The 15506-nt window shown below is 48.4% G+C and carries 10 protein-coding genes; 9 read left to right on the plus strand and 1 reads right to left on the minus strand.

The features are described from left to right. Positions 1-72 precede the first annotated feature (72 nt). The 5 genes from B157_RS0129370 (at position 73) to B157_RS0129390 (ending at position 5510) form a co-directional block, all read left to right on the plus strand. A complete protein-coding gene (locus B157_RS0129370; RefSeq protein ID WP_020606887.1) occupies positions 73-1167 on the plus strand; it encodes a glycosyltransferase family 4 protein in 1095 nt (364 codons plus the stop codon). Positions 1168-1180: 13 nt separating this feature from the next. Further along, positions 1181-2272 carry an acyltransferase family protein gene (locus tag B157_RS0129375; protein WP_020606888.1) on the plus strand — a complete coding sequence of 364 codons (1092 nt, stop codon included), beginning with the start codon at positions 1181-1183 and terminating at the stop codon, positions 2270-2272. A gap of 18 nt (positions 2273-2290) precedes the next feature. After that, positions 2291-3154 carry a glycosyltransferase family 2 protein gene (locus tag B157_RS0129380; RefSeq protein WP_020606889.1) on the plus strand — a complete coding sequence of 288 codons (864 nt, stop codon included), beginning with the start codon at positions 2291-2293 and terminating at the stop codon, positions 3152-3154. Between the two features lie 63 nt (positions 3155-3217). After that, positions 3218-4714: a T9SS type B sorting domain-containing protein gene (locus tag B157_RS0129385; RefSeq protein WP_245565329.1), complete on the plus strand. Its 1497-nt coding sequence runs from the start codon at positions 3218-3220 to the stop codon at positions 4712-4714. Between the two features lie 19 nt (positions 4715-4733). Next, positions 4734-5510 carry a glycosyltransferase family 2 protein gene (locus B157_RS0129390; RefSeq protein WP_020606891.1) on the plus strand — a complete coding sequence of 259 codons (777 nt, stop codon included), beginning with the start codon at positions 4734-4736 and terminating at the stop codon, positions 5508-5510. 122 nt (positions 5511-5632) lie between these two features. On the opposite strand, the gene B157_RS0129395 is transcribed toward B157_RS0129390, so the two are convergent. Then, positions 5633-9100, minus strand: a complete 3468-nt coding sequence (locus B157_RS0129395) for a carbohydrate-binding protein (protein WP_020606892.1) — start codon at positions 9098-9100, stop codon at positions 5633-5635. 260 nt (positions 9101-9360) lie between these two features. On the opposite strand from B157_RS0129395, the gene B157_RS36215 reads away from it, so the two are divergent. The 4 genes from B157_RS36215 (at position 9361) to B157_RS0129415 (ending at position 15318) form a co-directional block, all read left to right on the plus strand. Next, positions 9361-10563, plus strand: a complete 1203-nt coding sequence (locus tag B157_RS36215) for a glycosyltransferase family 2 protein (RefSeq protein ID WP_020606893.1) — start codon at positions 9361-9363, stop codon at positions 10561-10563. A gap of 185 nt (positions 10564-10748) precedes the next feature. Further along, positions 10749-11150: a hypothetical protein gene (locus B157_RS0129405; RefSeq protein ID WP_157618624.1), complete on the plus strand. Its 402-nt coding sequence runs from the start codon at positions 10749-10751 to the stop codon at positions 11148-11150. A 136-nt stretch (positions 11151-11286) separates the two neighbouring features. Beyond that, complete coding sequence (locus tag B157_RS0129410) at positions 11287-11610, plus strand: hypothetical protein (RefSeq protein ID WP_026309051.1); 324 nt, start codon at positions 11287-11289, stop codon at positions 11608-11610. A gap of 207 nt (positions 11611-11817) precedes the next feature. Continuing rightward, positions 11818-15318 (plus strand): PAS domain S-box protein, encoded by a 3501-nt coding sequence (locus B157_RS0129415; RefSeq protein WP_020606895.1) that lies wholly within the window; start codon positions 11818-11820, stop codon positions 15316-15318. The last annotated feature ends 188 nt before the right edge of the window (positions 15319-15506 follow it).

Here is a 15506-nt window from a genome sequence, read left to right on the forward strand (position 1 = left end):
CAACCAGTTCAATACTCAATGGCTAACCCTACAGGATATTACCGACTAATGCTTACTCCCGAATGACCAATTATGAAGGTATTTATTGACCACCAGAAATTTAGCACGCAGAAGTACGGCGGTATCAGTCGTTACTTCGCCAATATCATTGATGGGATTAAGCACAAAGAGGATATCACCTACCAGTTAGGGGTTATCCATGCGAAAAATCATTACATTCAGGATGAGCCGCTTCCGCTCAAGGGGCCGCTCAGCGACCGTATCCTCAACCGGAACGAACGGTATGACTACCGCCTGAACCAGTTCTACTGCGAAAGGCTCCTGAGCAAGTCGGACTTTGACGTGTTTCACCCTACTTATTACGACCCGTACTTTCTCCGGCAGTTGACTAAACCGCTGGTCATTACCATTCATGACCTGACCTACGAGCGGTTGCCCGAATACTTCTGGGCGCAGGACCCCCTGACGCAACAAAAGCGAATCAACATAGACCGGGCCGATGCCATCATTGCTATTTCGAATACCACCCGAAAGGATCTGATTCATTTCTTCGACGTCGATCCCGATAAGGTGTCGGTCATCTACCACGGTATTGATCTGGATGCCCCGCTCCTGATAGAGCCCGTAGCGGATTTGCCCGAACGTTTTGTCCTGTTCGTGGGGGATCGCAGTGGATACAAGAATTTTTACCTGTTCATGAACGCCATCCGTCCGCTGCTGCTCGATATGCCTGACCTGGGTGTCGTGCTGGCGGGTGGGGGGCCGATGCACGTGGCCGACCGGGAATTTCTTCAGCGTCTGGGGCTCACCAACCGTATAAGGCACATCAACGCCACCGACGGTGAACTCAGTTATTTATACAAAAACGCGCAGTTATTTGTCTACCCGTCGCTGTACGAAGGGTTTGGCCTGCCCATTCTGGAAGCCTTTAAAGCGCAATGCCCCATGCTGCTCAGCGACACGGAGTGTTTTCGCGAAGTAGCCGACGACGCGGCTGTCTACTTCAAACCGACAGACCTCAACGACCTGACCGATAAATTGTCCAGTACGCTGGCCGACAGTACGTTGCGGGCGCAGCTGGTTGAACGGGGCAACAAGCGACTGAGGCAGTTTCCACTTCAGCGGTCAATTGACCAGACGCTGGATATCTATCATACGCTGGCTTAGCAACGTCCATTCTATGGCTACTACGATGCGGTTTCGAGCGGTTGATACATTTCGGGGATTGGCAGCCCTGATGGTGATTTTTTTTCATCTGCAACACCTGCCCGTGTTGTCGGGTAATGCCTTCATTGCCAAAAGTGACATTTTCGTGGATTTCTTTTTTGTGTTGTCGGGCTTCGTCATCACCTATAGTAGTTACGACAGGATCACGAATCTGGCGAGCATCAAACCGTTTATGATCAGACGGTTCAAACGGCTGTACCCGCTTCATCTGTTCACGCTGTTTCTGGTTCTGCTGTTTGAGGTCTTCCGCTATGGGGTTGATCACTACATCGTTCACCTGTCGAACCCGGTCTTTGCCGCCGACAAAACAGCCCCGTCGTTTCTGGCCAACCTCACCCTGACACAGTCATTGAATCTGTTCGACCGGACCACCTGGAATGGGCCTGGCTGGAGCATCAGCGTAGAGTTCTACACCTACCTGGTCTGGGCGTTATGTCTGGTCCTTTTTCGCAAGAATCTGGTGCTGCTGTGCGGGCTTTGTTTTAGCCTGATTGCTTACTTCATTGTGCGTCACCACGGCAGTATTATCTATAACTATGACTACGGCATTGTCCGTTGCCTATACAGTTTTTTGCTGGGTATGCTGACCTATCGACTCAGTCGCTGGTCAATGGCCGTGCCTGCCCGGTGGGTGTCTTCCGTAGCGGAAGGGCTGCTGCTGGCTTTCACCCTGTATGCCGTCAGTCAGTTTACGCATGCCCAAAGCTGGCTCATGCCTTTTCTGTTTGCGGCCGTTATCCTGCTTTTCTCGCGCGAGCGGGGAATCGTCTCAAAACTGCTGGCGGGGGATCGCCTTGACTTTCTGGGAAAGCTATCGTACTCCTACTACCTCAACCATATTATTGTGCTGAACAGTATGGATTTGCTGCTTTTCAAAATCATTAAGCTGCCGGCCACCGTTCCGGGCCAGTTGGTGTACATTCTGCTTTGCCTGCTTTGTGTGCATCTCCTCTCCCTGTTCACTTACCGACACATTGAACTCATTCTTCAAAACGCGACGGTCCGACGCACGGCCAGGTTGCGCGAAGAAGCCACTACGTTTTAACGTTTAACCGATGATACTATGTACTTACTGAACGCCCCCGCCTGGACCAACGAATTTAATTTTCCGTATGACTCCTTCGATGCGATTCCTGATGCGGTTTTCGACCGTATCAACCGGGAGTTGGATGCACTTCAGCGGCCAAATCCCCTCATCAGTATCGTAATTCCGGCCTGGAACGAAGAAGTTAATATTCTTCGAAGCGTCGCATCGCTGGCAAAGCTGAAAACGGCTTATGCCGTCGAGATTCTGGTCATCAATAACAACTCGACGGACCGGACGCAGAAAACCCTCGACAAACTGCACATTCGGAGTGCCATGCAACCTATACAAGGCTGGGGCCCTGCCCGGCAGATGGGTTTGGAGCAGGCACGGGGCGAATACATACTCACTGCCGATTCAGACGGACTCTACCCGCCCACCTGGGTTGATGAGATGATGCCCGTTCTGCAAAAGCCAGGCGTTGTGTGCGTCTACGGGAGGTATTCGTTTATTCCATCCCCCGGTTTTTCGCGGTTTAAACTCTCGTTTCTGGAACTGATGAAGGATTCCATCGCCGAGTTGCGACACCTCAAACGCCCTCACCTGAATGCCTACGGTATCAGTTTGGGTTACCGACGCGAACAGGCCCTCTCGGTTGGGTACGTAATGTACAAAATTCGGGGTGAGGACGGGCGTCTGTGCTTCGATCTGATGAAGTACGGCAGTGTGGAGCAGGTCAAATCATCAAAGGCCAGGGTCTGGACGGGTACCCGGACGCTGGAAAAGGACGGTGGTTTTTTTCAGACAGTATGGCGCAAAATTGGTATCGAACTCCGTCGTTTGGGAAACATGTTTGAAGCGCAGGCTCCTCACGATACCAAAACATCAACCAATAATAACTAGCCACCGCAGCTACTGATGGGATGGGCCTATTTGCAGTATACTCCCTTGCTTATAAACCTGCGTATGTTGACTATGTCTGAGCCGTCGTTGCTTCTGGCCTGGATCATTCTATTCGTGACCTTACGAACGGGTAGTGTGATGGGACAGTCTCAGTGCCGTCCGGGAGCGGTTATTTGTGAAACGTTTGGTGCGGGCTCCCGCGGCCCGCTACCGTCGGGGCAAACAAATTTTACGTACCGAGCCGTTGCCTGTCCGGATGATGGAGAATATAATATGATGGATACGGTGTCGGGCAGTTGTCATGGTTCGGCCTGGCATCATATCGCAGCCGATCATACGCCGAATGATGTGCGGGGTAATATGTTCGTAGTCAATGCGTCGTATAGGCCGAGTGAATTTTATAGTCAGGTCGTTAAAGGATTATGCCCGGGAATTACGTATGAATTTTCGCTTTGGGCACTAAACCTGAACAATGTGCTGCAAGGGGGGAGTTGCGACGACTATAACCTACGGAACCCGATTCTGGTTATGCGTATTGAACAGACCGACGGCACACTGATTGAAGAAGTAGTTCAGCCAGCTATTTCCCGGACCTCAACGCCTGTATGGGTTCAGCTATCCATGCAGTTTGTGATCAAGACCAGCGTCGACAGCATCGTAGTGAAACTAATCAATCAGGGGCTGGGTGGTTGCGGAAACGACTTAGCCATTGACGATATTAGCTTTCTGCCGCTCCATCCGACCTTGAGTATTCGCTTTTTGCAGGCAACGGGATCCCAAACGACCGTTTGTGCCAGTACCGCGCTCAACATGGGCATTGGCACTTCTATCGGGTATCCGGACCCGGCTTACCTGTGGCAACAAAGTCAGGACACCATTACCTGGATACCCGTTCCTGGTTTTGGGCAAACTACGTATACCATTAATCCGGTTCCGGTAGGGCGTACCTATTACCGACTTCGTAATACGCAGCCAATCAACGAAGCAGCTATTGGTCGAAACCAGTGTTCCGCCGTGTCAAATACCCTGGTAGTGGATGGGAAACCGGATGTGTACTTTGGTTTGGGTCCTGATCAGGTGCTATGCGAGGGAACGACGCTATTGCTAAAGGTGCCGGAATCGCTACCGGTTGGCATAACCTTTGTTTGGTCTGACCAGAGCACGGCTAACCCACTCAGGATAAACGCATCAGGCGACTACTGGCTGGAAGCCAGGCTGGATGGCTGCACATACCGCGATACGATTCAGGTACAGACCCAGAACTGTTACATTGAAAACGTTTACCTGCCCGATGCCTTTACGCCCAATGGTGATTCGGAAAACGACTTGTTTGTTATTCGACATGCGGGCGAGTTTATAACCTATCATTTTCAGGTATTTGATCGGTGGGGGAGTTTGATTTTCAGCAGTCGCCAGCCCGACATGTATTGGGACGGTACGTATGCTAATTACCCCTGCAATAACGGTGTCTATGCCTGGACGATCCAGTACAGTCTCCTGACTATTCTTCATCAGGAACGCTATTTCACCCGTAGTGGTCACCTTACCCTCGTTCGTTAAAAGCCTATATCTATTTGCTATGACGCAGACCTATTCCTTTCCAGATGTCACACTCCTGGTTACCCACTATAACCGTAGCCAGTCGTTGGAAAATTTATTGCAAACGTTTCAGCGATTAAACTGTCAGTTTGGGTCGATCGTCGTATCAGATGACGGCAGTAAAGACACGCATCGTCTTCAACTGGCGCAGTTGCAGAAAAACTATAATTTTCAGTTGGTTACCACGCCAGCCAACAAAGGACTGGGCAATAACCTGAATAAAGGGCAGGATGCTGTCCGGTCACCTTATACGCTATACGTTCAGGAAGATTTTGAGCCAACGTCCTTGTTTCCGGATAAGCTGGTTGCAGCCCTGAATCACCTGAAAGAAAAACCTGCATTCGATATCGTCCGTTTTTACGCGTACATACGGTTTCCGTATTTGAAACCGTACGATGCATCTTTCTCGGAATTTTTTATTCCGACATGGGCCATCAATTATAAAAAACTGTACGCCTACAGCGATCATCCACACCTCCGGCGGAGCTCGTTTTTCGACAAATTCGGTCGTTATGCGGAGGGGGTGCATCCCGACCAGACCGAGTACCGAATGAGTGTCTCGTTCATTCAAAAGAAGGGGAGGGGCTTGTTTTATACGAACTACAAAGAGTTATTTCATCAGAAAAACAGTCAGGAGGAGCCCAGTATGATCAGTCGTAAATCCTGGACATTCAGTAAGAACTTCGTTATTGCCCTGGTCCGGTACGTCTACCGCCATGTGAAAGTCAATTATGATATTCACTTCATGCGGCTTTAACTCCTGAAACGGCAGGGCACGTATAGCCCAAAAACTCCCTGATGGAAACGTTGCCTACTTGCGGGCAACGTTTCCATCAGGGAGTTTTTAGTTCTGACACAGAGACTATTATACCGGGTCTATTACTCGGTTTTCAGAATCTTTTGTTGAACACGTTCCCCATCCTGTCGAATCTCGAAGATGTACGTTCCAACGGCCAGTTGCGACAAATCCAGCGTTGAGGAGAATGAACTGCTCGTTTTCCTGACGGTAAACGTCTTTTTCAATCGTCCCGAACTGGCATCATAAACCGAAATCTTCAGGGGTGCGTTGCTTACCCGTTCGATATCGATGTTTACGAAGCCAACAGTCGGATTTGGATAGATATGAATGGCTTCACTCAACGGTTTATCTTCCGTTGACGTAACCGCTGCCAGCCGGCTGTTGGGCGCTGCGTTGCCTGCCATCACAAAAATCGGCGTTTCTCCCACGGTTAGTTGTACTTTACCCTGGTCGGTATTTACCATCGTCAAACTCATATCATTGCTACCGGCCACCGGCGTATAGATCTGTGCCTGGGCAACGTTTCCTAAATCCAGGGTATAGGTTGCCGTGCGACCTACTTCGTCAGGGACGACCAGCATGTACGCTGATTTCCCGTCTTTCTCGTAGCGGTCGACGAATGGATCGCGGCTGAGGGTTTCTTTGTACCGGTATTCGCCAAACAGTTTTTTGGTCTGATACATGAAGTCGGCTGCGGGTCGGCGGGTGTTACTGCCGCCATTGGCCAGACCTGAGGTGCCGAACATACCGCCCGTTCCATTATCATCGTAGAGTTGATAGAAGAACAGTTTTTCGATACCCTCCCGTGCATAGACCAGGGCCGTTCGGAGAATCCAGTCGGCCTGGGTATCGAGCGCCGATTTAGTCCCGATTGGCGGAGCATGAAGCGGGCTTCCCTGATTGACATCATACCCCGCTTCGGTAATCCAGACGGGCATGTCATACGATTGCAGGTGGGCCGTCTTTCGAAAATCTTTGGCAATTTTATCGACAATTGTCACTTCAGGAGCCGCCCCCCGTGTTGAACTGCCACTTTGCGACGAAGACGAATTGTCCGAATACATGTGGTAGTTGATGATGTCCCAACACAAGTTAACGGTGCCATCTGGCTTATACCCCCGATACTGCTTACACCAGTCAATCATTCCTTTCACGTAGTCCGAACCGCTGGAAGCCGAGGCCAGGCCGCCAATCACGACTTTTATGGTTGGATCAGCGTTTTTTACGCCCGCATCTGCTCCCATCGCGTTTTTATGTCCATCGTAGAACGCCGATAGATTGGCTGCGTATTCGCGGGCGGTCTGGTACGCTTTTCTACCCTTCCACCACTTATCCCGTTCGTTGTCGCACTCGATATATTTGATCAGTCCCAGGCCAATTTTTACGGAATTAGGTGTGTCGCCGGTCCAGCGGGGCGTTGAGTTGACATGCAGCAGGGCCGGGTTTACATTGGGGTTGCTGCCGTACCGGGCTGCGTACTGAAAGCCCGCTTTTGCCTGTTCAAGATAAGAAGTAGGATCAGAAGCATCTTTGCCGTAGCGCATGGGTACGTTTTCGCCATCGCGCTCGCCATCGGGGTAGGTATTAACCATCCAGTCCGGGAGTGTTTTCAAGCAAGCCAGCACGTCGATGTTTTCTGCCTGGCAGCGTTCGTAAATAGCGTCGTAGTTCCAGCCACCGCTCAGGGTTGGGTTGTAGGAATAATCGCCTTCATTGGCTTCCAGCTTATTCCAGTCCATGTAGTGCCGGATTCCCGAAAAGCTTTTGACGACGTTCATTTTCGACTCATTGATCTGCCAGGGTGAGTCACCATCCTCAAAATTCCACTCGTAGGCATTTACACCCAGCATGTCGCCCAGTTTTATCGATTTGGCCGGAGTGGGCGTCAGGGTTTGTGTAGATGGTGTGTAGGAGCCGTATAACTCCATCTCGGTTGGGAATGCTCCGTAGGTATTGATAACCAGGTAACGGGCATTGCTGATTGCCTGGTCTAACAAAAACTTAGTGTCACCTGATGTATTGCGGTTCGGATAAGGGCCCACCCAGGTGGCATACTGATCGCCCGTAAACGTAGCAATCTGAATACGTTGCCATTGGTCGTTGATGATTGACAACGTCATGGGGTTATCGGTATAATTACCGGTGAAATCGTACAATTTAATCCCTTGCAGGGTCATCGATTCGCCATCCAGCAGTGGGTAATAAGCATCGTAATTAGGAAGTACTTTTCCCCAGCCCGTTTCAACATTTACGTCTGTAATACCATCGAATAGTCCTTCCAGTCCATTGCTTACGTTATTGAGCTGGTACCAGCGCTTCGGGTCAATCTGTATTTTCTGACCCATTGCTACTGCCGCCAGAGCCGTCACTGTCTGGGTTTGCGTTACATCCGTGGCTGCCAGAAAAGCGGCCGAAGCCGTCTGCGATGCGGTGATAACCGACGTTCCAGCCCCAACTGGTGATGCTTTCCAGACACCGTTTACATTGGATACCGTAACGACCGAAGGATTGGACGACGCAAACGTGATTGGCGTATCGGCATTCGTGCTGGTAGCCACCAGCGTAAAATCTGCCTCTCCAGCTGTTTTGTCGGGAAGTGCCGCAAACGTAATAGTCGCCGGACTCTGCACTGCTCCGCCCTGGGTCACCTCAAACCAGTTAAAGTTCCAGGTTCCGGGGTTGGTATAGATACGCAACACCTGACTACCCGCTGGCAGAGTAGCCGTGGTGCGGATGGTCGTCCAGTTTTGCCAGCCCCCCGTCCGGGGTATGCTCACGCTGGCCAGCGTGCTGCCATCCTCCGCCTTCACGTAAATGACACCGTTGCCATAACTGTTGGCCACCCGAAACGCGAAGGTGTAAGGCCCGGCCGTCGCCACGTTGACGTTGTAGTCCATCCAGTCCCCATCGTCGATATAGTTCACGTTCTGCCCCCCGCCCTCATCCGAGGTCGGCTCGAACCGCACGTCGCTGGCCACGTCGAAGCTCTCGGCTTCCAGCTTNCCCGGCAGGCTGCGGCCCGGTGCAGCCTCCAGCCAGTTGAAGTTCCAGTTGCCCTTAACCACAAACAGGCGCAGGGTCTGCTCGCCCGCCGTCAGACGAACGGTGGCGGCCAGCGTCTGCCAGCTTTGCAGGCCACCGGTGCGGGGCACCTCGATGGTTTTCAGGGTAGAGCCGTCGGCCCGGCGCAGTTCGAAATTTGCCCCGTCACCCCAGCCGTTAGCTACCCGGAAGTGGAAGGTGTAGATCCCGTCGGAAGCTACATTAACGTTGTAGTCCATCCAGTCGCCGTCATCGATGCTGGTGATGTTCTGGCCCCCGTCCTGATCGGCGGTGGGCTCAAGTTGGATGCCCTGCATGGCTGAGTAAGCTTCTGCTTCAATGTGACCGGGAAGCAAGACTGTCGTATTGTGACGGGTATGGCTGGTAGGTGGATTCGTCATGGAAGACCCACTCAGGAGGTTAATACCCTTAACAGGCTTAGCCAGAACGACTGTTTCTCCAGTTAACAGGATTAACAGATAATAGATCAATAAATTATTTTTCATGAATTATGGGTTGTGTTTTTTACTTAATGACAAAAATCGTAACAATTTTTTGCTATATAGCTAAATTAAACCACATATTTATTAAATATAGAATTAACTAACTATCAACATAGTAAACCTCTTAGTAAATATCTACAAGTCAAGTAGATTTTTGAGTATTTTTGTAAACGATAAGTTTATTTACAGGTAAATAAGTAAATTTAAACCCTATTTGCTAACTATCTTTTAACCAATTACAGTAGCCAACAATTAATCAAGCTATGGACGATCTGCTTCTATTTATTGTCACTATTTACCTGTCTTTCAATGTTTTATATCTATTTGTGTCAGCGATAGCAGGTCGTTTTAAAAAACCGGACGATTCACCGGTTACAAACGGCATCCTACGGCGTATTGCTGTACTGATTCCTGCTTATAAAGAAGATGGCGTTATTTTAAACTCCGTTGTTGCTAATCTGCAGCAGACCTATCCTCGGGAGTTTTATGACTTAATTGTTATTGCGGACTCGTTTCAACCCGAAACGCTAGATCAGTTAGCGCAGTACCCCGTCAAAATAATGACGGTTCAGTTTGCCGAGTCAACCGTACAAAAGTCCATTACCCATGCGCTGAACTCCCTGCCGGAGAACTCGTATGATATTGTTGTCATTTCCGACGCTGACAATCATATGGCACCTGATTTTTTACTCCGCATCAATCAGGCCTTCACGGATGGCTGGCGGGCCATCCAGGGACATAGGGTGGCCAAAAATACCAATACAAGTGTGGCCATCTTCGACGCTATGAACGAAGAGGTTAATAACAATATATTCCGGGCCGGCCAACGGGTTCTGGGTTTATCAGCGACGCTGATTGGCTCCGGCATGGGCTTTGAGCTGCCGGCGATGAAGTGGGCTATGAATCAGACCAAGACGGTTGGCGGATATGATAAAGAAATTGAAATGTTATTGCTCAGCAGGGGAATCAAAATAGGCTATTTGCATAAAGCATTTATTTTTGATGAGAAAGTGCAAAATCTTTCCGTTTTTGAAAAACAGCGAATGCGCTGGATAGCCGCTCAGGTCTACTTCATACGGACTTATTTTCAGATGGGCGTTAGGGAGTTGTTTCTTGGAAACATCCAGGCCTTTAATGCCCTGGTTAAGTCGCTGTTGTTACCCCGTACGCTTCTGTTGGTAGCGTTATTGCTGATGATAGTAACGCAGGTGGTAACGGCTAACCATGCCATATTATCATTCTCTGTTGGTATGTTGGCGGTTTTGACCATTAGTTTATCCCTGTCGATACCACTTTATTTATGGCGTAAGCTATCCATTCGAGACGTATTTATATTCCCTTTGCTGGTTTTGAGTATGATTCGTTCATTGATCAACTACAGAAAAGCGGGTAAAAAATTCATCCACACTCCACACGGCGAGGCAGTTGAGCAACCAAACGCAAAGACCAGCTATGAAGTCAGCTAAATACTGGCAAAAAGATAAGACTGAGTAATCAGGCCGCGATCAGGTACTTCATAAATTTTAGCTTAATCATCTCGTAAATGATGAGTTACTTTTTCAGATGTAATTTTTTGGTACATGGCACTAAAATTGTTCTAATTCTTAACTCGTCAATAACGGGTTACTTTTTCAGACATAATTTTTGGCACATGGGACTAAAGTTGTTTAGCCGCTCGAAGCGTAAGTCGGCTGTACCTTTTGAAGAAACACTTGATTATGTTCACTCTTCGATTCGTAAACCATTAGTTTACTCGTTGGGGGCAACTCATGGTCAGGTAGCGGACATTTGTGATGCTTATATAAGTTTATGGTCATCTACCCCCAGCGAAGTTCGAGCCCGTGAGATCTATAACACACTGGTTCACATCGCTAAATCGACCAAAAAGTCTTATCCCCTCGATTGGCTTGTTACCGAAATTCTTTTTGAAGCATTTGCTGCCTCATCAGGGGACCGACGTTATGCAGCGCAAAGGGAATTAGAACACGACTGCTACCGACCAAAAGAAAAGGCACTTTCTCTCTACAATGAACGACTCACCAGGGTGCTCTAACGGCAATTTGTTCATTGCCTGAGCGACACGTTTTCTTTACTTGCTACTCAATAGTTATTCAACCAGGCGTAGTTAATCTACTCCATATCCGCCCTTTTTTCTGGTAGGACCCTTGCTCAACTAAACTATAGATTATATGAAAAGTGGCTGGCATCACATTGTGTGCCATAGCGCTATACCCTTCGTTTTGTTAGCCACAGATCGTCTTGAAACAGCTGGTGACCAGAGGCAAAGAACCTGCCTGCAAACGCAGCTACGCGCGGGAACCTTGCCGTTTTTCCGTCGGATGGCCGGAGCCTTTGAGCTTTTCGCTTCAGCCCGGCAAGACCTGAATTGCCGGACTGGCACCCTGGAAGAGTCGGCTCCCCCGATTGGGTTAGTCATTCGTGAACGAAACGAGCGGTCGGTACACTGGAATTTTGTGGTAACTACCGCTGAATACATACTAAACTGGTGGTGAAACAGGCCAATCTGATAACCAGGCCAATAGTCTCTGCTCATTAAATAAGTACCAGGTTAACCACACATCGTCTAACAACCTGCTTTGGGGGCTGTATACTACAATCTGTCAAGTTTATAGTTTAATCTTCCGGTTGATTTAGTACGAATGCAACTATCCTGTACACGACAATAACTACCCATTAGCTTAAATTATTTTATAGATTTTATGCTTACACCGTCTTACGAGCAGGAGCGAGTAGAAGCCTTACGTAGCTATCAGATCCTGGATACTCAATCAGAGGAATCCTTCAATTGGTTAACGCAATTAGCCGCCACTATTTGTCAAACGCCCATTTCGTCGGTATCCCTGATCGATGAGAATCGGTCCTGGCTCAAGTCAAAAGTGGGTATTGACGTAGAAGAGGCCCCACGAAATATTACTTTCTGCCAGTATACCATTCTGGAAAAGGATCTTTTTGAAGTAGAGGATACAATGCAGGACGAACGTTTCAGGGAGAATCCGTTTGTTACCCTGGAGCCACAGATTCGGTTTTATGCTGGCTGTCCCCTAACTGACCCGAATGGCTATGCACTTGGTACCCTTTGCGTGATGGACAGTACCCCCCGGAAACTCACTTCCAGCCAGCAAAAGGCGTTACAGATATTGGGGGCAATGGTTACAGCACTCATTGTTGAACACCGCCAGAAACAGGAACTCATCTACTTCCAAAACCTCTTTACCCTGTCTAATGATTTACTTTTCGTAGCAGACATTGATGGGAAATTCAAAAAAATAAATCCCGCCTTTCAGCGAGTCTTAGGCTGGGACGAACCGTACCTGGCACGTACTTCTTTATACGAGTTAGTTCATCCTGATGACCGTAAAGTAGTCAGGAGGAAAATTCGGCAACTTTTTGGCGGGAAATCGACGAATACGTTCACCCAGCGGATTCAATGTCAGGATGGACTTTACCGGGACTTTCAATGGATTGCTACCCTCGAGCCAGCTACTGGTTTCATATTTACCATAGCCCGGGACGTTACCGAAGAAAAACAAAAAGAACGTAAACTCTACCAGTCTGAGAATCGCTTTCGCTCTTTTTTTGAGAACTCTCAGGGGCTCATGTGTATTCACGATCTGGAAGGAACCCTACTGACCGTGAACAGCGCCGGGGCGCAGGCCCTGGGCTACCGGGCCGACGAACTCACGGGGCATTCATTGAAAAACATTATTCCGTTAAAGCACCACAAGGAATTCGATGCGTATTTGAAGGCCATTTGCGAAATGGGCAGAGCCACTGGCCTGATGCATACATTCCATAAAGATGGGTCCCTGCAAATCTGGCTGTTTACAAACATTCTGGAGAAAGAGTTAGACGGTACTGCTTATATCATTGGCAACGCGATTGACATTACCAGACGGCATCAACTGGAAGTTGATTTGAAATGGACCAAGCAAATGCTGGAACACTCGAATACGGTGGCTCGTATTGGAACGTGGGAAGTGGACATCAAAAAGAATACGGTGTACTGGTCTGCGGTTACCAGGCAGATTCATGAAGTGCCGGATGATTACATACCAAACTTCGACGAGGCCATTACCTTCTTCAAAGGTGAAAACCGGGAACGGCTTGTCAGCGAGTTTAATCGGGTGAGTAATATAGAGGCCGACTATGATCTGGAATTACCTATCATAACGCAAAAAGGCCGGGAATTATGGGTCCGGGTGGTAGGTATATCCGAATTTGAGGGAGACACCTGTAAACGCTTATACGGAATTATTAAAGACATCGACGAACGGAAAAAAGCGGAGCAGGCCCTCACTAACGAAAAATTACGGCTTGCCGCCTTCGTTGAAAACGCGCCGGCCGCCGTGGCTATGTTCGACCGGTCAATGACTTACCTGGCCGTCAGCAGACGTTGGATGGAGGTGTATCAACTAACGGAAACGATCATCGGCTTATCCCACTATAACGTTTTTCCTGATTTATCCGACGACATGAAAGCAGTCTTCGAAACGTGTATTCAGGGGGATATCGTGAAGAAAGACGAAGAAATCAGACGACCGGCGGGCTGGGATCATGACCAGTATTTATGCTGGGAAGTGCGCCCCTGGTATCAGTTTGATAAATTGATTGGTGGCGTGATAATGTTTGCGCAGGATATTACGGAAACCTGTCTGCAACGCGACGAATTGAAAAAGGCCAAATTACAGGCGGAGCAGGCGAACATTGCCAAATCCGAATTTCTGGCGAATATGAGTCATGAAATTCGAACTCCGCTAAACGGCGTAATCGGCTTCACTGACTTACTATTGAAAACGTCGTTGACGGAAACACAGAGTCAGTATTTATCCATTGTCGATCAGTCAGCCAATATCCTACTGAGTACGATCAACGATATATTGGACTTTTCTAAAATTGAAGCAGGTAAACTGGAGTTGGCTGTTGAAAAAGTTGACATCCACGAAATTAGTAGTCAAACTGCTGATATTATTACGTATCAAGCGCAGAACAAGGGTATTGAAATGCTCCTCAATCTGCAGGCCGATCTCCCCCGTTTCGTTTATGTTGACCCAGTGCGTTTAAAGCAGATACTCGTTAACCTGCTGGGTAATGCCGTTAAATTCACTGAACAGGGAGAGATTGAATTAAAAATCAAAATGCAGAGTCCGCTCGACCAGGATTTTGTCACGCTCCGGTTTGAAGTAAGGGATACGGGTATTGGTATCAAAGCTGAAATGCAGGAGCGTATTTTTGAGGCTTTTTCTCAGGAAGATGCTTCAACGACTAAAAAATACGGTGGTACGGGGTTAGGACTGACGATATCGAACAAGCTACTGGGTTTAATGGGTAGCCGGCTTGAGTTAGTGAGTAAACTGGGCGAAGGCAGTTGCTTTTTCTTTGACGTGACGCTTAAAGTCGAGTTGGGCGATGCCATCAGTTGGCGCGACATTAGCTTTATCAAGAAAGTGCTTATTGTAGACGACAACGAAAACAACCGCATTATTTTAAGGCAAATGTTTTCGTTGAAACAGATTGAGGTTGAGGAAGCGAGCAACGGCTTTGAAGCCCTCCAGTTGCTGGGTAAGAAAAAAGTTTATGATGTCATTCTTATGGACTTCCATATGCCCTATATGGACGGTTTAGAAACGATTGAAAAGATTCGGACCAACTTTAAAAACGATAAGCTGGATATTATTCTCCTGCACAGCTCGTCGGACGATGACCAGATTAGCAAGGCCAGTGAAACCTTTGCCATAAAACAGCATTTGGTAAAGCCTGTTAAAATGACGGAGTTATACCATGCCTTATCCCGTTTGCATCAACACACTGATCTGCCGCATCCAGAAGTTCTGGCCCAACAGGTTTTCATTAATACCAACCCGGTCAGAATACTATTGGTGGAGGACAATAAAATAAATCAACTACTCACAAAAACCATACTCGCCCGGATCATTCCCAATGCGCTTGTTATTGAAGCTATAAACGGGCAGGAAGCCGTAGAAGCCTACCAAACGCAACAGCCCGATTTAATATTGATGGATATTCAGATGCCCGTTATGAACGGCTACGAGGCCACCCGGCGCATAAGAGAATATAATAGTCAGGTTCCTATTATAGCCCTGACGGCGGGAACCGTAAAAGGCGAGCGTGAAAAATGCCTGACAGCAGGAATGGATGATTTTATTACAAAACCTGTAACTGAAGTTACGCAAAGTGGTTAAGTGGACAAATTATCTTTGGTAATGCAAACGAACCTTGATTTATATACAGACTATCTGCTCAGTTCATTCGGCCAAACTTCAGCTACCAACATGGCCCGCCTGATGGATGACCAGCTTAGCCATGATGATGTTACTCGATTTTTAAGCCATCCTCATCAACTTGGCCAAACGCTCTGGAAAACGGTTAA

It is taken from the genome of Spirosoma spitsbergense DSM 19989 (genome assembly GCF_000374085.1).
Lineage (GTDB): Bacteria > Bacteroidota > Bacteroidia > Cytophagales > Spirosomataceae > Spirosoma > Spirosoma spitsbergense.